The following is a 24,238-nucleotide window of genomic DNA, read 5'->3' on the forward strand; positions in this document are numbered from 1 at the left end:
ATGGGACTGACCATTCCGCGTCGGCGAGGCGAATGCTCTGCTCTCTCGCCTCGTCAAGCGGGCACCACGCGTTCGCCGCGATCGTCGTCGTTGACAGATCGGAGGCTGCGGGTGAGGTGAAGTCGGCTTCTGCTCTGCGAGCCGCAGGGTCATTCGTGGCGAATGGTCACCGGGATGCACCCGTCAGGACAGACAAAACGAGTGCGACCCGAAGGTCGCACTCGTTGTGCGTGGTCATCCCGTCAGAGGACGGGGACCGCTGAGAGCCTGTATTTAGAGCGGGCGGATGCTCTCGGCCTGGAGACCCTTGGGTCCCTGGGTCACATCGAACTCCACGCGCTGGTTCTCTTCAAGCGTGCGGAAACCCTGGACGTCGATTGCGGAGTGGTGCGCGAAGACGTCGGGCGTTCCGTCGTCCGGAGCGATGAAGCCGTAGCCCTTGTCTGCGTTGAACCACTTCACGATGCCAGTTGCCATGTTTTTCTTCCTTCATTGTTATGCAGCCCGTACTTCGGGCGGGTGATCCGCGAACGGATCTGTGCTTATTAGGCACGGTTTATTTCGCGCAGGAATGCGCTGCCGAATCTTGGACGATTCGGGCTGCTCTTCCACGGCGCCGTAGAAAAGCAAAGATAAGGGGTGGATAAGTTCTTGGGCTCGGTGCTGTCTGGGGGCAGTTCCGATTCGGATGGGGCGCGCGCTCGACCCGTGTTAACTGCGGTGCTACTGGACGGCTTCCCGACGCTCAGCGCGTGAAACCAACGCTATCACGCTCCGAGCTCGCAATCGAAGGTGATTTCTCGCGGGAAAGTCACGCGGGGTCACGCATCCCATTCCCACCGTTCGGTCAGCCCTGTGGGGCTTCGCTGCGCCCGAGTTTCCAGTATCCGCAGAAGGTCACCTGGGTCTTGGGTACGGCGAGGTCCCTGACCAGGTGTCGCCGGACGCCCGTCGCGAGCTGCGACTCGCCGACGGCGAAGGCGTATGGCGTCGACCCCTCGAGCCGGGTCTCTCGGGCCGCTTGCAGCGCCATCTCGCCCGGACGCGCCCCGTTCGGGCGTGTCACCCAGTCGATCGTGAACCCCGAGGGGAGCTCCACGGGCTGCGCATCCCCTTGGGATGGGATCTCCACGATCGCGTGCCCGAGGGCTGCCCTCGGCAGGTCGCGGAGGATGCCGACGATCGCGGGCATCCCCGTCTCGTCGGCGACCAGCAGCTGCCAGTCGGTGGATGCGGGTGGCGCGAATCCGCAGCCCTGGTCGATGAGCGCGACGGGTGCGCCGACCTGCGCGTCGCGAGCCCACGGGCCGGCGATGCCGGCGTCGCCGTGCACGATGACGTCGATGTCGAGCTGCCGTTCGGCTTGGCGGAACTCGCGCACGGTGTAGTTGCGCATGGCGGGGCGCTTCGACTGCGAGATGAGCAGGTACCTGAGGTAGCCCTTGAAGTCGATGCGGTCGGGCGCGCGATCGAAGACGGTCTCGTCCTGTTGTTGTGGGAGCAGCAGGCGGAACCACTGGTCGAAGCCGAGGCCTTGGAAACGAGCGAGGTCATCGCCCTCCAGCGTCACGCGGACGACGTGCTCGCTCACTCGCTCTCTGGCCGCGAGGCGCGATCTGACGAGACCGCTCGCGGCGTGCGTGGTGGCGATGTTCGACATGGACGCTCCTTCTCGGGTTAGGTTTACCTTAGTCGCGAGGGTGCGGCTGGGCCAGTGGGCGCATCCGAGAGGTGCGCTGTCTGCGGTGCACACGGTGCCGCGTCTACGCTGGAGCAAGGGTGCGTAGCATTGAGAGCCAGCGAAGGAGTGGATCGCATGACGGGTGACGAGGCAGACGCGCCCGTTCGCGCGCTGCGACCACTCGGCTCCGCCAAGCCGGAACCTCACTCGGTCGGGCCCAGAGGACTCAGCGTCGACCTCGCCGGCGGCAGCGTCGGGGTGCTGGTTCGCGTCTCCAGAGAGGGACGCAAGCACGACAATCTCCTGCTGCTCGGGGAGGCACATAGCGCGAGGGCCGAGACGCTCGCCGGGTTGCTCCCGGACGCGCACGTCCTGGCACCGTCGATCGACGACCTGGGCTGGCCGCAGCGCTCGAGGGTGGCGAGGGAAACGACCGCGCACGCGGTCGTGGAGCTGATGGACCACTTCTCCGTCGAGCGAGCGGTGCTCGTCGGCACGGAGGCGGGTGCAGACCTCGCCGTCGCCGTCGCCGCGGCTCACCCAGATCGTGTCGGAGCCCTCGTCCTCGTCAACGGCGGCCTCGGCGACACTCTGCCCGCCGACGACCATGGCTCCTCATCACGCGACGCCCTTGCAGGTCTCCGAGTTCCCGTCGCGTTCCTATTCGGCGGGTCGGTGGCGGAGACGAACGGCTACACACCCTCGTCGGTGAGCGCCACGACGTCGTGGCTGCGCCACGTCGACGCGCAGGAAGTCGCCGCGGGGGAACACGACCGCTTCGATGAGCAGTCGATCGCCGTCGTCGCCGACGTCGTCGAGAGCCAGTTCGCTTCCGTTCGGGCCAGGGCCGCGCATCCGGCGACCGGTTCGCACCGCATCATCGCGCCTGACGACGACGGCAACTGACTCCTGAGCGGCCCCGTGCCGCCGCGCGTGTGACTCCATCGTCGTATGCTGGACAGTTGCACATGCGGGCGCGGCTTGCCCGGAGAAGTATTGGATGGTCTATGAGCGTCGCACCAAGCGTCGATCCCCGCACGAACACGAACCCTGGCGACTTCACCGTTCGAGAGGCCAAAGCGGACGAATTCGCCGCCATCGGAGCACTCACGGTTCGCTCGTTCGACTCGGGCGGGCACGGCAATGAGCGCTGGCGCGAGTCCCGCCGGGCAGCCGAACTCGACGTCGCCGCCCGGAGCGAAGCCGGGACGGTCCTCGTCGCCGTCGCGGCCGAACCCGAGCACGGCGCTCCGAGCATCATCGGCACCTCGACGCTGCTGCGCGCCGGCACCGAACCGGCGCGTCTCGCTCGTGGCGATGAGGCGGAGCTGCGTTTCACCGCCGTGGCCCCGGAAGCTCGCGGCGCGGGAGTCGCAGACGCGCTTGTCCACGCCGCTCTCGACCTCGCGCGGCGAAGCGGCTCCCGCGCGGCGGTGCTCGACGTCGGCGTCGCGAACTCGCAGGCGCGGCGACTGGCCGAGCGCGTCGGCTTCTCGCGTGTCAAAGGACGCGACACCGATGACGAGACGTTCGGAGCCGAGCTCGCCTATCGCTACGACCTCACGCAGACCGAAGGGGTTCGCCTTCGTCTGGTTCGGCACGACGAGGTCGAGCTCGTCGGGCGCCTCACCGAGCGGGCCTACAGCAACGACTACGAGGTCACGGCGAGCTACGCCGAGGACCTGCGGGACGCGGCGAGCCGGGCCAGCGAGGACGAGGTCTGGGTCGCCGAGGACATCGCGACCGGAACGATCCTCGGCTCCGTCTGGACGCCACGACCAGGTCAGCGGATCTCGCAGCTCGCCAAGCAGGGCGAGCTCGACTTCAGGATGCTCGCCGTAGCTCCCGAGGCGCGCGGGCGTGGCATCGGTCAGACGCTCGCGGGCCACGTCATCGCCCTCGGGCGTGATCGGGGCGCGTCGCGGGTCGTCATGAACAGTGGCCCGGAAATGCTCGGCGCCCACCGCCTGTACGAACGGCTCGGCTTCGTCCACCTCACCGACCGGGAGGGGCCCAAGGAGGTCGCCCCCGGCGTGGTCGTGCACCTCTACGCGTTCGGCTACGACCTGCAGGCCTCCCCGGCTCTGGAGATCTGACGCTCCTAGACTGCTGAGGCAAGATCTCTCAGCCAGAGTCAAGAGGAGCGGACCATGCCACGGTACGAGCACTTCGATGAGGGCGACCCCTGCTGGGTGGAGCTGGCGACGCCCGATCCACTCGGGTCTGCGTCCTTCTATGCAAGCGTTCTCGGATGGAGTCTGCGCGACATGGGGCCGGAGTCGGGGCACTACCACCTGATCTCAGCCGGCCCGCTGCCCGATGGTCGCCCGGCCACCGTGGGCGGGCTCGGCGCTGCCGAGCCAGGGGAGCGGAGCTCGTGGATCGTGTACTTCAACGCTCCGGACCTCGACGCGGTCCGCGAACGGGCTCTGCAGGCCGGAGCGAGCTCGGTGGCGGGACCTGAGGCCGTCATGGAGCAGGGGAGCATGGCGCTTCTCTCCGACCCACAGGGCGTCACGTTCGGGCTCTGGCAGCCCGCGGGGCGGCGAGGGTTCGACGCGTGGGGTGAGCCCGCCACGACCGCCTGGTTCGAGTTCCATACGACGCGGCTGCAGGCCGCGACCGGCTTCTACGCCGCAGTGACCGGCTTCGAATCGCACCCCATGGTCGACTCCCCGGAGTTCCGCTACACCCAGTTCGGTCCTCAGCCCGGCGGGGTGGATGCTCGCTTCGGAGCGCTTGAGGCGAGCACGGACAGTCCCCGGCAGCACGGAGCTGACGCACCCCCCGACTCCGAGTGGCTCGTGTACTTCATCACTGACTCCGTCGATGCCGCCGCCGCGAGGGCTGCAAGTCTGGGCGGGCAGGTGCGAGGTGCACCGGCGGACTCGCCGTTCGGCCGGATGACGACCCTCGTCGATCCCTTCGGCGCCAGCTTCTGCCTCATCGAGGCGCGCGAAGGTGACGCAGCATGAGCGCCGCAGCGGAGTTCGGTCCTCACGACCTCTCCGGCAGGCGCTACCTGATCACGGGCGCGTCGACGGGGCTCGGCTTCTTCACGGCGAAGAGCCTGGTTGATCGGGGTGCGAACGTCGTCATCACGGGACGAAGCACCGCGAGGCTCGAGGCGGCGGCCTCAGCCATGGGTCGAGCCGACCTCGTGACGACCCTCGCCTTCGATATCGCGGAGCTCGAGGCGACCCGCGGCGCGGCATCCAGGCTCCTCGTCGATGCTTCGCCAGCTGCATCCGGGTTCGACGGTCTTGTCCTCAACGCCGGAGTCGTGCATCCGCCGACCGAGCGAGAGGAGACGAGCGACGGCATCGAGCGGGTCTTCGCCACGAACGCCCTCGGCCACTTCGCCCTCCTGAGCCACCTCTCGGTGGGGGCAGCGCTCCGAGCGGGCGCCGCGGTCGTGTGGCTCGGCAGCATCGCGCCCGCGCTCACGAGGGCACACCTCGAGGACGTGCAGCTGCGCGGCGGCTACACGTCGTGGAACGCCTACGCGCAGTCGAAGCTCGCGACGCAGGTGCTCGCGATCGAGGGCGACCGGCGAGCACGCGCCGCTGGCGGGCACGTACGCAGCCTCGTCGCGCATCCCGGCTATTCGACGGGCGGTCTCACGCCGACGATCCCGGGCGTCCACGAGCCGTCGCTCGGCAAGCGCGCCCTGGACAGCCTCCTCGCCTTCGCGGCGCAAGGGAAGCACGAGGGCGCCCTCTGCCAGCTCAGGGCCGTCACCGACCCGCAGCTGGCAGGCGGGGAGACGATCGTCCCCGCCCACCTCACTCGAGGAATGCCCGTGATCGGCACCTCGCAGTGGCGCAGCTACGACCCCGAGCTGGGGGAGAAGCTCTGGACCTACTGTGCCTCGTTGGCGGGCGCAGCGCCCGACTTCTCGGCGATCTCAGCGCGAACCTGATCCATGTCGACGTTCTCGAGCGCCTCGATCAGCTTCTCGACTCCAGCGAGCGGCATGGCGCCGGCCTCGCGGTAGAGCAGCACGCCGTCGCGGAACGCCATCAGCGTCGGGATCGACGTGATCTGCAGACCAGCGGACAGCTCCTGGTTGTTCTCTGTGTCGACCTTCGCGAAGGTGATGTCCTCGTGGCGCTCCGACGCGGCGGAGTAGATGGGACCGAACTGGCGGCAGGGGCCGCACCATTCGGCCCAGAAGTCGATGAGGACGATGCCCTCGGAGGCAACCGTGTCCTTGAACGTCTCGGTGGTGATGTCGATGGTTGGCATGCGTCTCCTGTCTCTGGGCGTACGGGGAGCACAACGCGCCCCGCCCGCCGGCTATTCCTCGCGTGGCGCGCAACGGTCCGACAAGGGGCGTAGCATCCACCCTCGTGGAAACAGTCTCCCGCCCCTGGCCCGCCCTCTGGGCCCTCGTCATCGGCTTCTTCATGATCTTGGTCGACTCGACGATCGTCTCCATCGCGAACCCGGCCATCCTCAGGGATCTCCAGACCGACATCACCGCCGTCATCTGGGTGACCAGCGCGTACCTGCTCAGCTACGCAGTGCCGCTGCTCATCACCGGTCGCCTCGGCGACCGCTTCGGCCCGAAGCGCATCTACCTCATCGGCCTCGTCGTCTTCACCCTCGCGTCGCTCTGGTGCGGCTTCTCGGGTGACATCGGGATGCTCATCGCGGCACGTGCAGTGCAGGGCCTCGGTGCCGCCCTCATGACCCCGCAGACCATGTCGGTCATCACTCGGATCTTCGCGCCGGACAAGCGAGGCGCGGCCATGGGGCTCTGGGGTGCAGTCGCCGGCGTCGCCACGCTTGTCGGCCCCATCCTCGGAGGGTTCCTCGTCGACGGCCTCGGCTGGGAGTGGATCTTCTTCGTCAACGTGCCCGTCGGTGTCGTCGCGTTCATCCTGGCCTGGCGTCTCGTGCCCGACCTCGAGACCAAGGCGCACTCGTTCGACTGGCTGGGCGTCGTGTTGAGCGCGGCGGGTCTCTTCCTGCTCGTGTTCGGCATCCAGGAAGGCGAGACGTTCGATTGGGGGCAGATCGTCGGACCGATCTCCGTGTGGGGACTCATCGTCTCGGGTGTGGTCGTGCTCGTCGGCTTCGTCGTCTGGCAGCGCTTCAACCGCAAGGAGCCGCTCCTGCCGCTGGGGCTCTTCCGCGACAGGAACTTCACGGTCGCGAACCTCGGCATCTCGGTGCTCGGCCTCGCGATCGTCTCCATGCCGCTCCCGATCGCGTTCTACTTCCAGACGGCGCGCGCGCTCGAGCCGACGCAGGCGGCGCTCATGCTGGTTCCCATGGCCGTCGTATCCGGGGTCATGGCGCCGTTCGTGGGTCGCCTCACCGACCGCACCGAGCCACGCTGGATCGCGTTCGCGGGCTTCCTCATCGTGGCTGCCGCTCTCGGATGGATGTCGCTGCTCATGACGGCCGACACGCCGCTCTGGCAGCTGCTCATCCCACCCGCGTTCCTCGGCCTGGGGCTTTCCGGTCTCTGGGCACCGCTCGCGACGAGCGCCACGCGAAACCTGCCTCCCGCGCTCGCGGGCGCGGGGTCCGGCGTCTACAACATGACCCGCCAGGTCGGCTCGGTGCTCGGCTCTGCCGCGATCGCCGCCCTCATCAGCTCGCGTCTCGCGGCCGAGCTGCCTGGCATGCCGGCGGATGCCACAGAGCAGAGCAGCGGCGCGCTGCCGCCCGCGGTCGCCGAGGGATTCTCCGCAGCGCTGGGGCAGTCGCTGCTGCTGCCGATCGCCGCCTTCCTCGTGGGGGCGGTGGTCGTGCTGTTCTTCGAGAAGCCGAGGGCAGCGGCGCCCAGCAGCTCCGCTGAGTCGGTGCAGGCGCAGGAGAAGGCCTAGCTCGTGACGAAGCCGGCCGCCGCGAGTGCGGCGACCGGCTTCGTCGAGGTGCCGGGGAGTTCGTCAGTTACGGGGTGAACGGTCCGAAGACCTGTGTCCACTCGTAGACGTCGGTCTGGCGGATGACGCCGACAACGGCGAAGGGATCGGCAGGGAGGAGCTCACGCAGGGACGCCTCGTCGTCGCTCTCCCAGAGGAGCAGCGCGCCCGAGTGAGGAGCGGCCCATGGGCCCGAGGCCTTCAGGATGCCGGCGTCCTTCTGCTCGCCGAGCCAGGCTCGGTGCGCGGGGCGGTGCTCGTCGCGAGTGTCGGCTGAGCCGTCTGCGTAGTGGTAGATCGTGGCGAAGAGAGGCACGGAGGCTCCTAGTTCCGGTCGGGGCTGGTCGGGTCGATCGGCTCGTCGCTCGGCCGCTGGAAGCTGACTTCCTCCCACTCGGTCACCGTCGGAGCCTCGAACTCGTCGTCGCTTGCCGCGGCTTCCGCCGTCGCGATGAGGCGAGTGTCGTCGTCGTCGGCCGAGAGCAGAGGGGCTGCCGTCTCATGGGCGTCGATGCTGGCCTCGGTGTCGAAGGCGGAATCGGCGACGGTCTCGGCGAGCAGGGCGTCCTCGGTCCGCGACGCCTCGTCGGCGTCGTCGAAGTCGTCGCCGCTCGGCTCCAGGATGACGGGAGCGCTGCCCGGACGGAGTTCGCTTCCGCCCTCGACGAGGCTCGTCTCGGTGCCGTTCTCGGGCATGCGCCCGGGAACCTCGTAGTGCACGTACAGCGCGTCCTCCTCAGCAGGGCTGAGGTTCTGGTCGACCTCCGTGCTCGGAGCGCTCGTCACGAGCGACTTCGAGTAGGGCACGAGGATGCGCTTCTCGTCCAGCTCCGCGACGTCGAGGGGGATGAAGAACTCCTTGGTGCCGAACAGGCCGGTCTTCACCGTGACCCAGTTGGGGTCGCGGGTCTGGTCGTCGAGGTAGACCTGGCCTACACGGCCGATCCGCTCGTCTCCTGGTCCGAAGACGGTCGCCTGGAAGATGCGGGTGAGCTTCGCCTCGTGGGCCTTGAGCTGGGCGGCTGCGCTGCTCTCGCCGCGCACATGGCTGGTGCCGGCGGCAAGTGAGTCTGAGGCCTCGTCGGTCTCCTGGGGCGGTTCGATGGGGTCGTCTGCGAGGTCCCCGATCGTGTCGCCCGGAGCCAGGTCCTCGTCGGGGACACCCGCGGCCTCGATGCGCGTGGTGTCATCGTCGCGCGGCTCGAAATCGGGGTCGAACTTCGTGTTCGTGTCGTCGGCAGCCATGCTGTGCTCCTCGGTCAACGTGGATGTGGCGGGCCATTCGTGCCCACGTGCGCACGAACGACCTGCACAAGACTAGCGATTGCAGCGGTGCGCTGGCCGAGTCGGCGCTAGGAAGCGGGCTCGGCGGGTGCGCGGCCTGTGCCTTCCGGTGCCGCGGGGGCAGGCTGTGCAGCGCTGACCGCCTCCGCCCGGCGGGCCGCCCGAGCAGCTGCAGACCGCATGCTGAGACGCACGATGAGCCAGGCTGCGGCGCCGAGCACGGCGAGGAGGGCGAGCCCGGGGAGCGCGAAGCCGAGCGCGGTCCAGAACGAGGCGAACCCGCGCAACAGCGCCGCCATGCCGTCCTGCAGGCCCGCGAGGAAGCCAGCGGGCTCCTGCCCTGGGGAAGGGGCATCGCTCGAGATCGAGATGGAGACGGTCGAGTACGCGATGCTCTCCTCGAGCACCTCCAGCTGCGCGCGCAGGCTCTGCAGCTCGCTCGTGCGCTCGGTCAGCGTCGTCTCGATCGCGAGAAGGTCGTCGACCTCGGCGGCCGAGGAGAGCATCCCTCGCAGCGACGTCACTGACGCCTCGAGCGTCGAGACGCGTGAGGACATGTCCGTCTTCTGCAGTGTGACGTCGACGGCGGAGGTCTCGACCGAGACCACGTCGCCGACCTCGCGCAGCTCGGTGATGAACGCGTCGTAGTCGGCTGCTGGCACCCGCGCGGTCAGCTGCGCCGAGACGGAATCCCCGCCCGTCTCCGATCGGGCGTCGATGCGCCCGTCGCGTGCCTCGACGAGGTCCTCCACCCGCGTGCGAGCCCCAGGCACGTCACCCGTCTGGATCCCCACGTAGCCCGTCGTGACCACGTCGCGATTCTCCTGGGCGGCGCCCGCGGCCGCTTCCGGGGCTCCCGCGTAGTCCTGCGCGACGCCCTGAGGTGCCGATTCGGATTGCGACTCGGTCGAGGACATGCCGCCCGCACAGCCGGAGAGGAGGAGCGCACTGAGGGCAAGGGCGGTCGCGGCGCCGAGCCGCCGGAATGAGGTGCGCATAGGAGTCATGCAAGCACCTGGCGGGGCTCGGCGTGCTCCGAATTCCCCCAGAGATCCGCTGCTGGCGCGCGATCAGAAGAACAGGTCTGGGTCCTTGCCGGTGCGTTCGCCGGACTCGAGGGCGGCGATGACGGCGAGGTCATCGGCGTCGAGTGCGAAGTCGAAGACCTCGAGGTTCGAGGCGAGTCGGTCGCGGTGCACCGACTTCGGGATGACGACGTTGCCGAGGTCCAGCTGCCAGCGCAGCACGACCTGGGCGACCGTCTTGCCATGCTTGTCTGCCAGGGCGAGGAGCGTCGGCTCGTCGAGCAGCGTTCCCCGTGCGAGCGGCGACCAGGCCTCCGTGAGGATGCGGTGCGCTCGGTTGTATGCGCGCGTCTCGACCTGCGGCAGGCGAGGATGCAGCTCGATCTGGTTGACGGCTGGCACGGTCTCGGTCTCTGCCGCGAGGCGGTCGAGGTGGTGTCCCTTGAAGTTCGAGACGCCGATGGATCGGGCACGCCCCTCGCCATGGAGCCGCTCGAGCGCGCGCCAGGTCTCGACGTACCTGCCCTGCGCCGGGGCCGGCCAGTGGATGAGGTAGAGGTCGACGTAGTCGAGGCCGAGCTTCTCGAGGCTCTCATCGAAGGAGGCGAGCGTCTCCTCGAAGCCGTGCCGGTCGTGCCAGACCTTCGTCGCCACGAAGAGCTCCTCGCGGGGAGCCCCGCTCTCGCGGATGCCGCGGCCGACGCCCGCCTCGTTGTCGTAGAACGCCGCCGTGTCGAGGTGCCGGTAGCCCAGGTCGATGGCATCCACCACGACCCTGGTCGCCTCGAGGTCCGGCACCTTGTAGACGCCGAGACCGAGTTGGGGGATCTCGATGCCGTCGTTCATGGTCAGGCTGGGGGTGAGCGGCGAGGTCATCGAGGCCTTTCGGTCGGCGTTCTGAGCACCGGGAGCGGGATCAGGAAGGGGCGTTCAGGATGTTCATGGGCTCGGTGTCGGGTCGCGGCGCGATGTCGGCACCACGCAGGTCCGGGATGTGCCCGCGCCAGAGGAGGGCGACGACTGCACCCGCGAGGGCGAACGCGGCGCTCACCAGGAAGCCGCCGAGGGAACCAGCCAGGTCGTTCGCGATGCCGGCGAGCGCGGACCCCGCCGCGGCGCCGATGAGCTGCCCCGTCGCCATCCAGCCGTACGACTCGGCGCTCTCGCTGAAGCGGACGCTCGAGGAGACCGCAGAGAAGCTGCCGGAGAAGACGGGCGCGATGCCGAGGCCGCTCACGAAGAACGCGGCGCCGAGCCAGACCGGGTTCGTCGAGATCAGCGCGAGGCCGATGCCGAGGAACACGATCCCCATGCGGCGGGCGAGGGAGAGGGGCGCAAGCGGCAGGTGCCCGAAGGCGAGGCCGCCGACGAGGGAGCCCACAGCGAAGACGGCGAGCAGGATGCCGGTCTCCGCGCGCTCGTGGCCGAATTCCGCCACGACGGCGGCCTCGATGGCGGAGCAGGCGCCGACGAGGAGGGCGCCCGTCACGGACATGAGGACGACGACCGGGTTGCGGAGCACCGCCCCCGCTCTGCGTCGTGACTTCGGGATGCGCACCTTGCCCACCTCGGGGGCTGCCACGAACCAGAGGCCGCCGATGAGGGTGATGCCGGCACCGACGAGGATGCCGGCTGCTGGCGAGATCGCGAACGCGACGGCGGTCGTGGCGACGGGCCCGATCACCCAGATGACCTCCTGGAGGGAGGCGTCGAGCGAGAAGAGGCGCGACAGCTGCGATGCGGTGACGACCTTGGGGTAGATCGTCCGGACTGCGGGGGAGACGGGAGGGATGCTGAGCCCAGCCAGCACCGCGAGGATCGCCGCCTGCCAGAGTACTTGTGGCCAGAGCGCGAGCGCCGTGAGCGAGAGCGAGCACGCGATCATCGTGAAGATCAGCACGGGCCGCATGCCCCAGACGGTCATGAGGCGCCCGGCGACCGGGCCCGAGACCGCCTGGCCGATGCTCAGGGCGGCGAGAACCACGCCGGCGGAGGTGAAGTTGTTGTAGGTGTCCTCGACGTGCATGAGGATCGCGAGCGAGAGCATGCCAGCGGGGAACCTGGCGACGAGCTGCGAGAGCAGGAGTCGTGTCAGGCCTGGGGTTCTGAGTACAGTCGCGTAGTTCGTCACAGCGCCGACAATCGTACGCCTCGGACGAGGAATGTCGGTGGTTGGGGACAGACTGTGCACAACCGCCGGAAAACGGTGGAGAAACGCCGGAAACTGAGGCATTTTCTGTGGAGGACTTGTGGAGAACTACACGGTTGTAACACCCTATCTAGTGGTGGTAGCCTCATCGAGCACAAGATGTAGTGGCCGCAGGAAACTGCGACACAACGGGGGTTCATCCACCTGGCACCGCGTGAGACTGCTTCGGCAGGGCCGCGAGAGACCGGGCGAGACGCTTTCAACACACTGCACGAATAGCACTCCCCAAGCACTTAGGAACCAGGAGAAAACCATGGCAATCGCCGTCTACAGCAAGCCGTCATGCGTGCAGTGCACCGCCACCTACCGTGCCCTCGACAAGCAGGGCATCGAGTACGAGATCTTCGACGTCTCCGCAGACGAGAAGGCGCTGCAGACCGTCAAGGAGCTCGGCTACATGCAGGCTCCCGTCGTCATCGCGGGCGACGACCACTGGTCGGGCTTCCGCCCCGACAAGATCAGCCAGCTGGCTGCTCTCGCAACGGCCTAGCCGTCGCACCGAGCGAGGCTCAATCCTCACTGCTCTGAGCGCTCGCATCTCGAAACGCGACTCATGACGCGCATCAAGACATGACGCGGATGAAGAAGGGAGTGCACCCATGACCGGGCTCATCTACTTCTCGAGCGTCTCCGAGAACACGCGCCGCTTCGTCGAGAAGCTGGACCGGCCAGCGAGCCGCATCCCGCTCTTCCCGAGCGAACCCCAGCTTGTCGCGGACGAGCCCTACGTGCTCATCCTCCCCACCTACGGCGGGGGAGATGGGCGCGGGGCCGTCCCCAAGCAGGTCATCAGATTCCTCAACGAGCCACGCAACCGCGAGCTCCTCCGCGGCGTCATCGCCGGCGGGAACACGAACTTCGGCAAGGGCTACGGCCTCGCCGCCGACATCATCTCCTCGAAGTGCGGCGTACCCACGCTGTATCGCTTCGAACTCTTCGGCACGCCAGACGACGTCGCCGCAGTCAACTCTGGATTGGACAGGTTTTGGCAGCAACAACCGCTCTCGACGACGCAAGTGTCATCACGATGAACGCACCAACCGCGGCGAACACGCTCGACTATCACTCGCTCAACGCGATGCTCAACCTGTACGACGAGAACGGCCAGATCCAGTTCGACAAGGATCGCGAAGCCGCTCACCAGTACTTCATCCAGCACGTCAATCAGAACACGGTCTTCTTCCACGACCTGGAGGAGCGCCTCGAGTACCTCGTCGAGAACGAGTACTACGAGCCCGAGACCCTGGCGATGTACGCGCACTCCTTCATCGAGGGGCTCCGCAACCGCCTCTACGCGAAGAAGTTCCGCTTCCCGACCTTCCTCGGCGCCTTCAAGTTCTACACCTCGTACGCGCTCAAGACGTTCGACGGCAAGCGCTACCTCGAGCGCTTCGAAGACCGCGTGCTCATGGTCGCGCTCGGCCTTGCGCAGGGCGACGAGACCCTCGCCACGTCGCTCGCCGACGAGATGATCGCCGGGCGCTTCCAGCCCGCGACCCCGACGTTCCTCAACACGGGCAAGAAGCAGCGAGGCGAACTCGTCTCCTGCTTCCTCCTCCGCATCGAGGACAACATGGAGTCGATCGGCCGCTCCATCAACTCCGCCCTGCAGCTCTCGAAGCGCGGAGGCGGCGTCGCCTTCAACCTGTCGAACATCCGCGAGTCGGGTGCGCCGATCAAGCAGATCCAGAACCAGTCCTCGGGAATCATCCCGATCATGAAGCTGCTGGAAGACTCCTTCTCCTACGCGAACCAGCTCGGCGCGCGTCAGGGTGCTGGAGCCGTGTACCTCAACGTGCACCACCCCGACATCATGCGATTCCTCGACACCAAGCGCGAGAACGCCGATGAGAAGATCCGCATCAAGACGCTGTCCCTCGGCGTCGTCGTCCCGGACATCACGTTCGACCTCGCCAAGCGCGGCGAAGACATGTACCTCTTCTCCCCGTACGACGTCGAGCGCGTCTACGGCAAGCCGTTTGGCGACATCTCCGTCACGGAGAAGTACTACGAGATGGTCGACGACGCACGCATCCAGAAGACGAAGATCAGCGCACGCCAGCTGTTCCAGACGCTTGCCGAGATTCAGTTCGAGTCCGGATACCCGTACATCATGTACGAGGACACGGTGAACCGTGCGAACCCCATCGAGGGCCGCATCAACATGTCGAACCTGTGCTCGGAGATCCTCCAGGTCAACTCGCCGACGACGTACACCGACGACCTCGGGTACGAGACCATCGGCAACGACATCTCCTGCAACCTCGGGTCGATGAACATCGCCGCCGCCATGGACTCGCGCAACCTCGCGACGGCCGTCGAGACCGCGATCCGCGGCCTCACCGCCGTCAGCGACATGAGCCACATCGCGTCGGTGCCCTCCATCGCGAAGGGCAACGACGAGTCGCACGCCATCGGCCTCGGCCAGATGAACCTGCACGGCTTCCTCGGCCGCGAGCGCATCTTCTACGGTTCCGAAGAGGCTCTCGACTTCACGAACATCTACTTCTACACGGTCGTGTTCCACGCGATCCGCGCCTCGAACCTCATCGCGACCGAGCGTGGCAAGTCCTTCGCGGGCTTCGAGCGCTCCACCTACGCGTCTGGCGAGTTCTTCGACAAGTACGTCGACGTCGAGTGGGCTCCCAAGACGGAGCGCGTCCGCGAGCTCTTCGAGGGCATGCACATCCCGACGCAGGCCGACTGGGCCGAGCTGCGTGAGCTCGTGCAGAAGCACGGCATGTACAACCGCAACCTGCAGGCGGTCCCGCCGACCGGGTCGATCAGCTACATCAACCACTCGACCTCGTCGATCCACCCGATCGCGTCCAAGATCGAGATCCGCAAGGAAGGCAAGCTCGGCCGCGTCTACTACCCGGCGCCCTACCTCTCGAACGACAACCTCGAGTACTTCGAGGACGCCTACGAGATCGGCTACGAGAAGATCATCGACACCTACGCCGAGGCGACGCAGCACGTCGACCAGGGCCTGTCGCTGACGCTCTTCTTCAAGGACACGGCGACGACCCGCGACATCAACCGCGCGCAGATCTACGCGTGGAAGAAGGGCATCAAGACGATCTACTACATTCGTCTTCGCCAGCTCGCGCTCGAGGGCACCGAGGTCGACGGCTGCGTCAGCTGCATGCTGTAGGCCCCTCCCTGCTTTCGAGTCAGCCCTGCTCTCGAGCGAGGCCTGCCTCCGGGTGAGCTGCCCGACCATTCCCGCACGAACGCGACAGAAAAGAACTCCACGCACATGAACCCGCAGGCCGAGACGAGCCACCTTCTCGAGAAGGTCCAGGCGATCAACTGGAACCGCATCCCAGACGAGAAAGATGTCGAGGTCTGGAACCGACTCGTCAACAACTTCTGGCTCCCCGAGAAGGTGCCGCTGTCGAACGACGTGCAGTCGTGGAACACGCTCACGCCTGCAGAGCAGACGCTCACCATGCGCGTCTTCACGGGGCTCACCCTGCTCGACACGATCCAGGGAACCGTGGGCGCGGTCAGCCTCATCCCCGACTCGCTGACACCGCACGAGGAGGCCGTCTACACGAACATCGCGTTCATGGAGTCGGTGCACGCCAAGAGCTACTCGTCGATCTTCTCGACCCTCTCGAGCACGCCGCAGATCGACGACGCGTTCCGCTGGTCGACGGAGAACGAGAACCTGCAGCGCAAGGCGCAGATCGTCATGAACTACTACCACGGCAACGACCCGCTCAAGCGGAAGATCGCGTCGACGCTGCTGGAGTCGTTCCTGTTCTACTCGGGCTTCTACCTGCCCATGTACTGGTCGAGCCACGCCAAGCTCACCAACACGGCCGACCTCATCCGCCTCATCATCCGCGACGAGGCAGTGCACGGCTACTACATCGGCTACAAGTACCAGAAGGGTCTCGAGCTGGTCGACGAGGCCAAGCGCCAGGAGCTCAAGGACTACACGTTCGAGCTGCTCTTCGAGCTCTACGAGAACGAAGTGCAGTACACGCACGACCTGTACGACGAAGTCGGCCTCGCCGAGGACGTCAAGAAGTTCCTGCACTACAACGCCAACAAGGCGCTCATGAACCTCGGGTACGAGCCCATGTTCCCCTCGAGCGTCACCGACGTGAACCCGGCGATCCTGTCGGCGCTCTCGCCGAACGCCGACGAGAACCACGACTTCTTCTCCGGGTCGGGCTCCTCCTACGTCATCGGCAAGGCCGTCAACACGGAAGACGAGGACTGGGACTTCTAAGCCCAGCTCTCTCCACCACGCGCCACCCTCGAGGCGGTGCCGACCAGGACTCCTGGTGGGCACCGCCTCGAGGCGTCTCCGGTGCCGGCGTTTCCGGCGACGGTGACGCGCAGATCCCTGCCGGCATCCAAGCGCCGAGCGCTACGCTCAGCCTGCGGCACTCCGCCGCGCGGGCTGCGCAACGATGCGCCGAAGACGATCGAGGAGACCCCATGGGACACGACAAGAACGAAGAGCTGCGCGAAGAGCACGAGCACCAGGAAGAGCACCGCCAGGAACGTCGCGACGAGAAGTTCGAGACCGGCGACGGCGCCGTCGACGACGAAGGATCGCAGGACCGCCGACGCCAGGACGGCATCAGCGACCTCGCCTGACCGCTGAGCCCGGCACGCCACGAGCCGCGTGCCGGGCACCCGGAGGGACGAGCGATGGGCGAACGCCTCCCAACACCGCAGGAGAAGCCATGATCGACGACGGACGAGACGAAACCCCAAACGAGCGCTCGGACCGCAACTGGAGCGAGCTCATGCAGGAGTTCCGCGTGCTGCAGACCGGCACGCAGATCATGGCCGGGTTCCTCCTCACGCTGCCGTTCCAGCAGCGCTTCACGGAGCTCGGGCCGTTCGATCACGTGCTCTACCTGTGCCTCGTCATCTTCGCCGTCCTCGTCACACTCCTCGCGCTCGCGCCCGTCATGCTGCACCGCATCCTCTTCGGGGAACGGGCGAAAGCGCAGCTCGTCCACGCCGCCAGCGCCATCCTCATCCTCTGCCTCATCGCGGCGTCACTGCTCTTCGTCGGGATCGTGCTCTTCGTGTTCGACTTCGTGGTCTCGCCGACCGCCGGAATCTGGGCAGGGGGAGCCGTGGCCGTGCTCGTGCTGCTCCTCTGGACGGTCGGCCCAAGGCTCCTCAGAAATGCCCGCGACCGAGCGGCTCACGCCTCGCCGACGACGAACGCGTCGAAGACCTGAGCCGGCACCGCGGGGGTCCGGGCGTCGTACAGGTAGCTCTCGACCACGGCAGCCGAATCCGCTTTCGCACCTGCACCTGCACCTGCACGCGCGCCTGCATCTGCAGACACGGTCAGCACGCTGAACACGCTCAGCCCCGGCTCTGCGACATAGGGGAGTGGCTCGCCGGCCGCGCCGAGCCGAGGCGCACGCGTCGGAACGATCGGGTCGAGGCCGCCCGCGTCACCCTGCGCCACGGCATCGTGCGCGTTCCACCGGGACGGCGGGCGCGTTCGACGGCGCCCGCTGCTCCGATCGAACGCCCCGTGTGTGCTCCCAGCGTGCGACGTCTCGAGGTACTGCACGCCCGCCGCTGAGGCGAACCTCGACCACAGGTGCGAGTGCCCGCCGATGACGAGGTCGACGCGTGCCGCTTCGAAGAGCGGTGCGACGTCGCGCAGCAGGATGCTCTCGGCCGACGGGTAGTCGTAGCGCACGCCGGTCAGCTCACCGAGTCCGTCGCGCTCCTCGAGGCGAACGGGATGCGCGAAGTGCGGCATCGCGTTCACGCCGATGCTGTGCGGGCTCTCGTGCATGACGACCACGCGCAGCCTCGCATCCATGAAGGCGGGGCTCGCGAGCTCGCGGCGCAGCCACTCGTACTGCGGGCTGCCGGCCTGCAGGTCGTCGACGATGTGCGATCCGTAGCGTTGAGCCAGCGGATCCCCGAGTGCGTGCTCGGCCTCCTGGTAGCGGCTCGACACCAGGCGAGCGGCGGGGTCTTCGTCGGCCCGGTCTGAGCGCCACACCCGCGTCGCGCTCAAGGCGACGATGCGCAGCCCGCCGAAGGTGACCGCGTAGAAGCGGGAGCCGGATGGCGAGGGGAACAGGGTCTCGTAATTCGAGAGGCTCAGACCGTCTTCGGACACGCGCACGGGCAGCGCGCCCGCGAAGGACTCCGACAGCGTCCGCCCAGGCTCTCGCCTGCCCTGGACCTCGTGGTTGCCGACCACCGAGAAGATCGGCGTGCTCGGCAGGATGTCTCGCATGGACGGGAAGAACGCGGAGCCGCGAGCATCGTCGAACCATTCCGAGGCCCGGTCGGGGACATTCACGAAGTCGCCCGCGTACAGCACGGCATCGAAGGGGCCAGCGGCTTCGCTCGCGTGCCGCATCGCGGCGGGGACGGGAGCGCCGAGCTGGTGGTCGCTCGTCAGCAGCAGGCGCAGGAGAGGAGCATCCGCTGAGGGGGCTGCGGAGAGGCGTTCGACCCGGGAAGCGGCGGCACCGCTCACGACGCGATACGCGTACTCGACTCCGGGCTCGAGCCCCGAGGCTCGAGCCGACTGGCGCCACACCTCACGAGCAACCGTCGTCTCCGTCTCGAGTGCCTTCCGGAGATCCTCGAGGCCGGCGGGGAGGAAGCTCTCGCGGTCCTCCGCCATCGCGGGCAGTCGAACGCCAGCGGAGCTCGTCACCTGGGCGCCCGGCAGCGAGCTCGCGAGCGCAGGGTCCTTCAGCTCCTCGACCGATAGCTCCGCGAGACGCTCGCCGAGCCCGATCGGCACGACGATGAGGCGGGAGTCGCGAGCCTCCCCGTCCGTCACCCAGGCGACTTCCACGCCCAAAGCGTCGGGCAGCACCAGATACGGCTCGCACAGCAAGCTGACGTCGTCCTCGTCCCGCATCGTTCCGCCCTCCGCCGACCCCCGGCCGCAGATCCGGCCCAGCCAAGCGTAATCACGAGGGCGTCTCCCGCCGCACCCTCGACGCCCCAGACGCCATCGCGAAAACATCACAAGGCGAACACGATCTGCGGATCGTGTCATACAGCAGACTCCCAGCCAGGTAGCGTTGCGCTCACAATTCGGTTGCTGCGATCTGCGGCTGCTGACAGACCGGCAGAAGCGGGGGCTGCGCCGGGTTCCGCCAGGTTCCAACGCTCCTCCAGAAACTGCCCTGGCCGAGGAGCACGATGCGAACTTCGCTCACCTCACTCCTGCAACGAGTCGCAGACTCACGAAACCAAGTCCTGTCCGTCATCGCGGTCGCACTGCTGCTGCTGCTGACCGGTGGAGCCATCGCGGGAACCGCTCAAGCGGCCACGATCGGCAAGAGCGCGGTCGAGGGACAGACCTACACGATCGCCACCGACACCACGTGGGCGCCGTTCGAGTTCGAGATCGACGGCGAGCTCCGCGGGATCGACATGGACCTGATCAACGCCATCGCGGAAGATCAGGGCTTCAACGTCGAGATCAAGTCGCTCGGCTTCGACGGCGCGCTGCAAGCAGTGCAGACCAACGCCGTCGACGGCATGATCGCCGGAATGTCGATCACCGACGAGCGGAAGGGCACGTTCGACTTCTCGAACCCCTACTTCGACTCCGGCATCCAGATGGCCGTCGCCAAGAGCAACAACGACGTCACCAGCTACGAAGACCTCGAGGGCAAGACCGTCGCCGCGAAGAACGGCACAGAGGGCTTCACCTTCGCCGAGACGCTCGGCAAGGAGATCGGCTTCACCGTCACGGGCTTCCAGGACGCGTCCGACGCGTTCAACGACGTCACGAGCGGCAACTCGGTCGCGGTCTTCGACGACTTCCCGATCCTCCAGTACGGCATCGAGACCGGCGAGATCAACCTCAAGACGGTCACCGAGCCCGAGCGCGCCTCCTCCTACGGCTTCGCCGTCAACAAGGGCCAGAACGCGGAACTCCGCGAGGCCTTCAACGACGGACTCAAGAACGTCGTAGAGAACGGCACCTACCAGGGCATCCTCGACGAGTACCTCGGCGACGGCGCACCGGATGCGACCAAGATCTCCGGCGGCGTCGTCACCCTCGGCAACGAGGTCATCGAGGACGACGGCCCCGGAACGCTCCCCAAGAACCCGCTCTTCGCCGTCGACACCCCCAAGGACAAAGGCTCGTACGTCATCGCGACGGACAACACCTACGCGCCCTTCGAGTTCGAGCAGAACGGTGAACTCCTCGGCATCGACATGGATCTCATCCGTGCCATCGCCGCGAACCAGGGCTTCGAGATCGACATCAAGCCGCTCGGCTTCGACGCAGCGCTCCAGGCCGTGCAGTCCGGCCAGGCCGACGGCATCATCGCCGGCATGACCATCACCGACGAGCGCAAGCAGGTCTTCGACTTCTCGGAGCCCTACTTCACCTCGGGCGTGCAGATGGCCGTGAAGGACGGCGACACCAGCATCACCGGCTACGAGGACCTCGCCGGCAAGAACGTGGCCGTCAAGACCGGCACGGTCGGCGCAACCACCGCCGAGGAGCTGTCCTCCGAATACGGCTTCACGATCCGCACGTTCTCCGACACCGCCGACATGATCGCGGAGGTGCAGACGGGCAACTCCGTCGCGCTTTTCGAGGACTTCCCGGTGCTGCAGTACGGCATCCAGCAGGGCAACGGCCTCATGACCGTGACCGACCCCATCGAGGGTGGCGAGTACGGCTTCGCAGTCCTCAAGGGCCAGAACCCAGAGCTCCTCGAGCTCTTCGACGCTGGCCTCGCCAACGCCGAGGACACGGGCGTACTCGCGACGATCAGCGACCGCTACCTCGGCAGCGAAGAGGAGTCGGGCCAGCTCGGCTTCTTCGAGCTCGTCGTCGCCGCCTTCCCGTCGCTCATGGTCGGCCTCGGCTACACGCTGCTCGCAACCGCCCTGTCGCTCGTCTTCGCGATGATCCTGGGCCTCGCGTTCGGCTTCCTGAAGATCTCGAAGAACCTGCTGCTTCGCGGCATCGCCTCCACGTACGTGAACATCTTCCGAGGCACCCCGGTGCTGGTGCAGGCGTTCTTCTTCTACTTCGGCGTGCCAGCCGTGACGGGCATCTCGCTCGACGCGCTCACCGCCGGTGTGATCACGCTGAGCCTCAACGCCGGCGCGTACATCACGGAGACGGTGCGCTCCGGCATTCAGTCGGTCGACCCCGGCCAGATGGAAGCCGCTCGCTCGCTCGGCCTGACCCGCGGCAAGTCGATGCGCCGGGTCGTGCTGCCGCAGGCATTCAAGATCATGACGCCGTCGCTCATCAACCAGTTCATCATCACGCTGAAGGACACCTCGCTGCTGTCCGTCCTCGGTTTCGCTGAGCTCACCTACCAGGGCCGCATCGTCATCGCCTCGACCTTCCGGTCGTTCGAGATCTGGCTCGTCGTCGGCGTGCTCTACTTCATCGTCATCTACCTGCTGACGGTCCTCTCCAACTACGTCGACAAGAGGTTCAACAAATGAGTGACGTGAACAACTCAGCGTCGGATGCATCAGCCGTGGAGCAGACGCCATTCACCGGTCGCTTCGACGCGGTCAACTCCGGCCAGCCGCGCGTGCGGGTCGTCGAGATGCACAAGTCCTTCGGACCCGTGGAGGTGCTCAAAGGCATCGATCTCGAGATCGCGAACGGCGAGGTCATCGCGATCATCGGTCCGTCCGGCTCGGGTAAGTCGACGCTGCTCCGCTGCCTGAACCGCCTCGAAGAGGTCACGAAGGGGCACGTCTTCGTCGACGACGATGACATCACCGCCCCGAAGACGAACCTCGACAAGGTTCGGCAGCGCATCGGCATGGTGTTCCAGCACTTCAACCTCTTCCCGCACATGACGGTGCTCGAGAACGTGACGCTGGCGCCCCGCGAGATCAAGGGCGTCACGAAGGACGCGGCCAACAAGCGCGGCGAGGAGCTGCTGCGTCGAGTGGGCCTCGACCACCTCATGGACCGCCGCCCCTCGCAGCTGTCCGGCGGCCAGAAGCAGCGCGTGGCGATCGCTCGCGCGCTCGCTATGGACCCGGAGATCATGCTCTTCGACGAGGCGACGAGCGCCCTCGACCCCGAGATGGTCGGCGAAGTGCTCCAGGTCATCCGCGACCTCGCCAAGTCGGGCATGACGATGGCCCTCGTCACCCACGAGATGGGCTTCGCGCGCGAAGTCGCCGACCGTGTCGTGTTCATGGCCGACGGCAAGATCGTCGAGACGGGCACTCCCGACGAGCTCTTCGGGAACCCGAAGGAGTCGCGCACGCAGGACTTCCTCGGCAAGGTCCTTTAGCTGTACATCTAACAGCGCCCGCGCTCACCGGCGCTCGGCGACGACGTGCCCCCTGTCCAGCGGACAGGGGGCACGTCGCATCCACTAGCCTGTCGTGGTGACGCTCAACGATGCACCCACAGAGGCCCAGTTCGCGAAGGACACCACCCCAGGATCCGAATGGTGGCGCTCAGCCGTCATCTACCAGGTCTACCCGCGCTCCTTCGCAGACGGGAGCGGTGACGGCATCGGCGACCTCGCTGGCGTCACGGCGCACATCCCGGACCTCGCCGACCTCGGGATCGACGCCATCTGGCTCTCCCCGTTCTACCCGTCACCCCTGAATGACGCCGGCTACGACGTCGCCGACTACTGCGACGTCGACCCCGTCTTCGGCACCCTCGACGAGTTCGACCGGATGCTCGAGGCGGCCCACGCACGGGGCATCCGCATCATCGTCGACATCGTCCCCAACCACTCCTCGTCGGAGCACGCCTGGTTCAAGGCCGCGCTCGCCGCCGGCCCCGGCAGTCCGGAGCGTGCGCGCTACCTGTTCCGCGAGGGCAAGGGCGAGCACGGCGAGCTGCCGCCGAACAACTGGCAGTCGCTCTTCGGGGGGCCAGCGTGGACACGTCTCACCGAGGCAGACGGCACGCCCGGCCAGTGGTACCTGCACCTGTTCGACTCCACGCAGCCCGACTTCGACTGGTCGAACCCGGTTGTGCACCAGGACTTCGAGGACATCCTCCGCTTCTGGCTCGACCGCGGCGTCGACGGCTTCCGCATCGACGTGGCCCACGGCCTCGCGAAGGAGGACGGTCTGCCGGACTACATCCCCGTCGAGAGCAACCTGCCCATCGTCGGCGACCCCCGCACCCCGTACCTCGGACAGGAAGCGGTCCACGAGATCTTCCGCGCCTGGCACCTCGTCGCCGCCGAGTACGACGGCGACCGCGTGCTGTGCGGCGAGGCGTGGCTGCCGAGCGTCGAGGAGATGGCCGAGTGGGTTCGCCCCGGCCAGCTGCACCAGACCTTCAACTTCGCCTACCTGCGCGCGCCGTGGGATGCGGATGGCCAGAAGGAGGTCGTGACCCGGTCGCTCGCCGCGTTCGCCGCATCCGGTGCGCCGAGCACGTGGGTGCTCTCGAACCACGACACGGTTCGCCACGCGACCCGCCTCGCCCTGACCGAGCCGAACGCGCACGGAGCCGGCGTCGGCCCGAAGACCCCCGGTCAGCCTGACCCAGTGGTCGGCGAGCGGCGCGCACGAGCTGCGACGGCGCTCATGCTCGGTCTGCCGGGCTCCAGCTATCTGTACCAGGGTGAGGAGCTCGGCCTGCCCGACGTCATCGACCTCGCGGACGACGCCCGCCAGGACCCGATCTTCATCCGCTCGGAAGGCGAGCTGTACGGCCGCGACGGCTGCCGGGTGCCGATTCCGTGGGAGGCCCATGGCGACAGCTACGGCTTCAGCGCGACGGGAGAGTCGTGGCTTCCGCAGCCGGAGCTGTGGGCCGAGCTCGCGCGCAGCGATCAGGTGCACGACCCCTCCTCGACGCTGAACCTGTACCGCTCCCTGCTGGCGCTGCGCCGCGAGCACGACCTCGGCATGGGGGATGCCCGCTTCGCGTGGGTCGACGGCTTCGGCGACGAGGTGCTCGCGTACCGCAACGGCGACGTCACGGTGATCACCAACTTCGGCGCTCGGCCGGTCGCGCTGCCGGAGGGGCTCCGAGTGCTCGCCCGCAGCGAGGTGGCGAACGTCGAGGACGCCGGTCTCCTGAAGACCGATACGACGGTCTGGCTGGGCGCCGCCGAGTAGCTGCTGGGTGTGCACGCCGGGAGAGACAGTGGGCCGGTCAGGGATACAGAACAACTGAATGCTACGCCTGTTCGCTGACCCGAAACACAGC

The 24,238-nt window shown here is 67.2% G+C and carries 23 protein-coding genes; 14 read left to right on the forward strand and 9 right to left on the reverse strand.

Annotation, left to right across the window (positions count from 1 at the left end):
- Positions 1 to 273: 273 nt before the first annotated feature.
- Positions 274 to 477 carry a cold-shock protein gene (locus tag ITJ67_RS14185; RefSeq protein ID WP_068478769.1) on the reverse strand — a complete coding sequence of 68 codons (204 nt, stop codon included), beginning with the start codon at positions 475 to 477 and terminating at the stop codon, positions 274 to 276.
- Between the two features lie 370 nt (positions 478 to 847).
- Positions 848 to 1,660 (reverse strand): siderophore-interacting protein, encoded by an 813-nt coding sequence (locus tag ITJ67_RS14190; protein ID WP_194678068.1) that lies wholly within the window; start codon positions 1,658 to 1,660, stop codon positions 848 to 850.
- A gap of 156 nt (positions 1,661 to 1,816) precedes the next feature.
- Here ITJ67_RS14190 and ITJ67_RS14195 point away from each other — a divergent pair, with 156 nt between their 5' ends.
- The 4 genes from ITJ67_RS14195 (at position 1,817) to ITJ67_RS14210 (ending at position 5,603) form a co-directional block, all read left to right on the forward strand.
- Positions 1,817 to 2,587 (forward strand): hypothetical protein, encoded by a 771-nt coding sequence (locus tag ITJ67_RS14195; protein WP_194678069.1) that lies wholly within the window; start codon positions 1,817 to 1,819, stop codon positions 2,585 to 2,587.
- Between the two features lie 101 nt (positions 2,588 to 2,688).
- Positions 2,689 to 3,777 (forward strand): GNAT family N-acetyltransferase, encoded by a 1,089-nt coding sequence (locus tag ITJ67_RS14200; RefSeq protein WP_194678070.1) that lies wholly within the window; start codon positions 2,689 to 2,691, stop codon positions 3,775 to 3,777.
- Between the two features lie 54 nt (positions 3,778 to 3,831).
- Positions 3,832 to 4,656 carry a VOC family protein gene (locus ITJ67_RS14205; protein ID WP_194678071.1) on the forward strand — a complete coding sequence of 275 codons (825 nt, stop codon included), beginning with the start codon at positions 3,832 to 3,834 and terminating at the stop codon, positions 4,654 to 4,656.
- Complete coding sequence (locus ITJ67_RS14210) at positions 4,653 to 5,603, forward strand: SDR family NAD(P)-dependent oxidoreductase (protein WP_194678072.1); 951 nt, start codon at positions 4,653 to 4,655, stop codon at positions 5,601 to 5,603. Before ITJ67_RS14205 ends, ITJ67_RS14210 begins: the two co-directional genes overlap by 4 nt.
- Here ITJ67_RS14210 and trxA read toward each other — a convergent pair.
- Positions 5,543 to 5,929, reverse strand: coding sequence for a thioredoxin (trxA, locus tag ITJ67_RS14215; protein ID WP_104241786.1), 387 nt, complete (start codon positions 5,927 to 5,929; stop codon positions 5,543 to 5,545). The two genes, ITJ67_RS14210 and trxA, sit on opposite strands and share 61 nt — an antisense overlap.
- 104 nt (positions 5,930 to 6,033) lie before the next feature.
- Here trxA and ITJ67_RS14220 point away from each other — a divergent pair, with 104 nt between their 5' ends.
- Positions 6,034 to 7,521 carry an MFS transporter gene (locus tag ITJ67_RS14220; RefSeq protein ID WP_194678073.1) on the forward strand — a complete coding sequence of 496 codons (1,488 nt, stop codon included), beginning with the start codon at positions 6,034 to 6,036 and terminating at the stop codon, positions 7,519 to 7,521.
- Between the two features lie 67 nt (positions 7,522 to 7,588).
- On the opposite strand, the gene ITJ67_RS14225 is transcribed toward ITJ67_RS14220, so the two are convergent.
- The 5 genes from ITJ67_RS14225 to ITJ67_RS14245 form a co-directional block, all read right to left on the reverse strand.
- Positions 7,589 to 7,876: a YciI family protein gene (locus ITJ67_RS14225; RefSeq protein ID WP_160073337.1), complete on the reverse strand. Its 288-nt coding sequence runs from the start codon at positions 7,874 to 7,876 to the stop codon at positions 7,589 to 7,591.
- An 8-nt stretch (positions 7,877 to 7,884) separates the two neighbouring features.
- The gene (locus tag ITJ67_RS14230; RefSeq protein ID WP_194678074.1) at positions 7,885 to 8,805 is read right to left on the reverse strand and encodes a PRC-barrel domain-containing protein; all 921 of its coding nucleotides are present in this window, start codon (positions 8,803 to 8,805) and stop codon (positions 7,885 to 7,887) included.
- Between the two features lie 107 nt (positions 8,806 to 8,912).
- Positions 8,913 to 9,842, reverse strand: coding sequence for a DUF4349 domain-containing protein (locus ITJ67_RS14235; RefSeq protein ID WP_194678075.1), 930 nt, complete (start codon positions 9,840 to 9,842; stop codon positions 8,913 to 8,915).
- Positions 9,843 to 9,914: 72 nt separating this feature from the next.
- On the reverse strand, positions 9,915 to 10,745 hold the full coding sequence (locus tag ITJ67_RS14240) for an aldo/keto reductase (protein ID WP_194678076.1): 831 nt from the start codon (positions 10,743 to 10,745) through the stop codon (positions 9,915 to 9,917).
- A gap of 40 nt (positions 10,746 to 10,785) precedes the next feature.
- On the reverse strand, positions 10,786 to 12,000 hold the full coding sequence (locus tag ITJ67_RS14245; RefSeq protein ID WP_194678077.1) for an MFS transporter: 1,215 nt from the start codon (positions 11,998 to 12,000) through the stop codon (positions 10,786 to 10,788).
- Positions 12,001 to 12,331: 331 nt separating this feature from the next.
- Between ITJ67_RS14245 and nrdH the strand changes: the two genes are divergently transcribed.
- From nrdH to ITJ67_RS14275, 6 genes are all read left to right on the forward strand, one after another.
- The gene (nrdH, locus tag ITJ67_RS14250) at positions 12,332 to 12,568 is read left to right on the forward strand and encodes a glutaredoxin-like protein NrdH (RefSeq protein ID WP_068478736.1); all 237 of its coding nucleotides are present in this window, start codon (positions 12,332 to 12,334) and stop codon (positions 12,566 to 12,568) included.
- Between the two features lie 109 nt (positions 12,569 to 12,677).
- Positions 12,678 to 13,109 (forward strand): class Ib ribonucleoside-diphosphate reductase assembly flavoprotein NrdI, encoded by a 432-nt coding sequence (gene nrdI / locus ITJ67_RS14255; RefSeq protein ID WP_104241771.1) that lies wholly within the window; start codon positions 12,678 to 12,680, stop codon positions 13,107 to 13,109.
- Entirely contained in the window at positions 13,106 to 15,232 is a 2,127-nt protein-coding gene (gene nrdE, locus ITJ67_RS14260; RefSeq protein WP_160073327.1) for a class 1b ribonucleoside-diphosphate reductase subunit alpha, read from the forward strand. The genes nrdI and nrdE overlap by 4 nt, the downstream gene beginning before the upstream one ends.
- 105 nt (positions 15,233 to 15,337) lie before the next feature.
- Positions 15,338 to 16,321, forward strand: a complete 984-nt coding sequence (gene nrdF, locus ITJ67_RS14265) for a class 1b ribonucleoside-diphosphate reductase subunit beta (RefSeq protein ID WP_104241767.1) — start codon at positions 15,338 to 15,340, stop codon at positions 16,319 to 16,321.
- A gap of 212 nt (positions 16,322 to 16,533) precedes the next feature.
- Positions 16,534 to 16,695 (forward strand): hypothetical protein, encoded by a 162-nt coding sequence (locus tag ITJ67_RS14270; protein WP_160073323.1) that lies wholly within the window; start codon positions 16,534 to 16,536, stop codon positions 16,693 to 16,695.
- An 89-nt stretch (positions 16,696 to 16,784) separates the two neighbouring features.
- Positions 16,785 to 17,294 (forward strand): DUF6328 family protein, encoded by a 510-nt coding sequence (locus tag ITJ67_RS14275; protein ID WP_194678078.1) that lies wholly within the window; start codon positions 16,785 to 16,787, stop codon positions 17,292 to 17,294.
- On the opposite strand, the gene ITJ67_RS14280 is transcribed toward ITJ67_RS14275, so the two are convergent.
- A complete protein-coding gene (locus tag ITJ67_RS14280; protein WP_194678079.1) occupies positions 17,258 to 18,895 on the reverse strand; it encodes a metallophosphoesterase family protein in 1,638 nt (545 codons plus the stop codon). The two genes, ITJ67_RS14275 and ITJ67_RS14280, sit on opposite strands and share 37 nt — an antisense overlap.
- 353 nt (positions 18,896 to 19,248) lie before the next feature.
- On the opposite strand from ITJ67_RS14280, the gene ITJ67_RS14285 reads away from it, so the two are divergent.
- The 3 genes from ITJ67_RS14285 (at position 19,249) to ITJ67_RS14295 (ending at position 24,147) form a co-directional block, all read left to right on the forward strand.
- Entirely contained in the window at positions 19,249 to 21,534 is a 2,286-nt protein-coding gene (locus tag ITJ67_RS14285; protein ID WP_160073317.1) for an amino acid ABC transporter substrate-binding protein/permease, read from the forward strand.
- A gap of 107 nt (positions 21,535 to 21,641) precedes the next feature.
- Positions 21,642 to 22,346 carry an amino acid ABC transporter ATP-binding protein gene (locus ITJ67_RS14290; protein WP_181059429.1) on the forward strand — a complete coding sequence of 235 codons (705 nt, stop codon included), beginning with the start codon at positions 21,642 to 21,644 and terminating at the stop codon, positions 22,344 to 22,346.
- Between the two features lie 97 nt (positions 22,347 to 22,443).
- Positions 22,444 to 24,147, forward strand: a complete 1,704-nt coding sequence (locus tag ITJ67_RS14295) for a glycoside hydrolase family 13 protein (RefSeq protein ID WP_323741469.1) — start codon at positions 22,444 to 22,446, stop codon at positions 24,145 to 24,147.
- The last annotated feature ends 91 nt before the right edge of the window (positions 24,148 to 24,238 follow it).

Source organism: Pseudoclavibacter sp. VKM Ac-2867 (genome assembly GCF_015351275.1).
Lineage (GTDB): Bacteria > Actinomycetota > Actinomycetes > Actinomycetales > Microbacteriaceae > Pseudoclavibacter.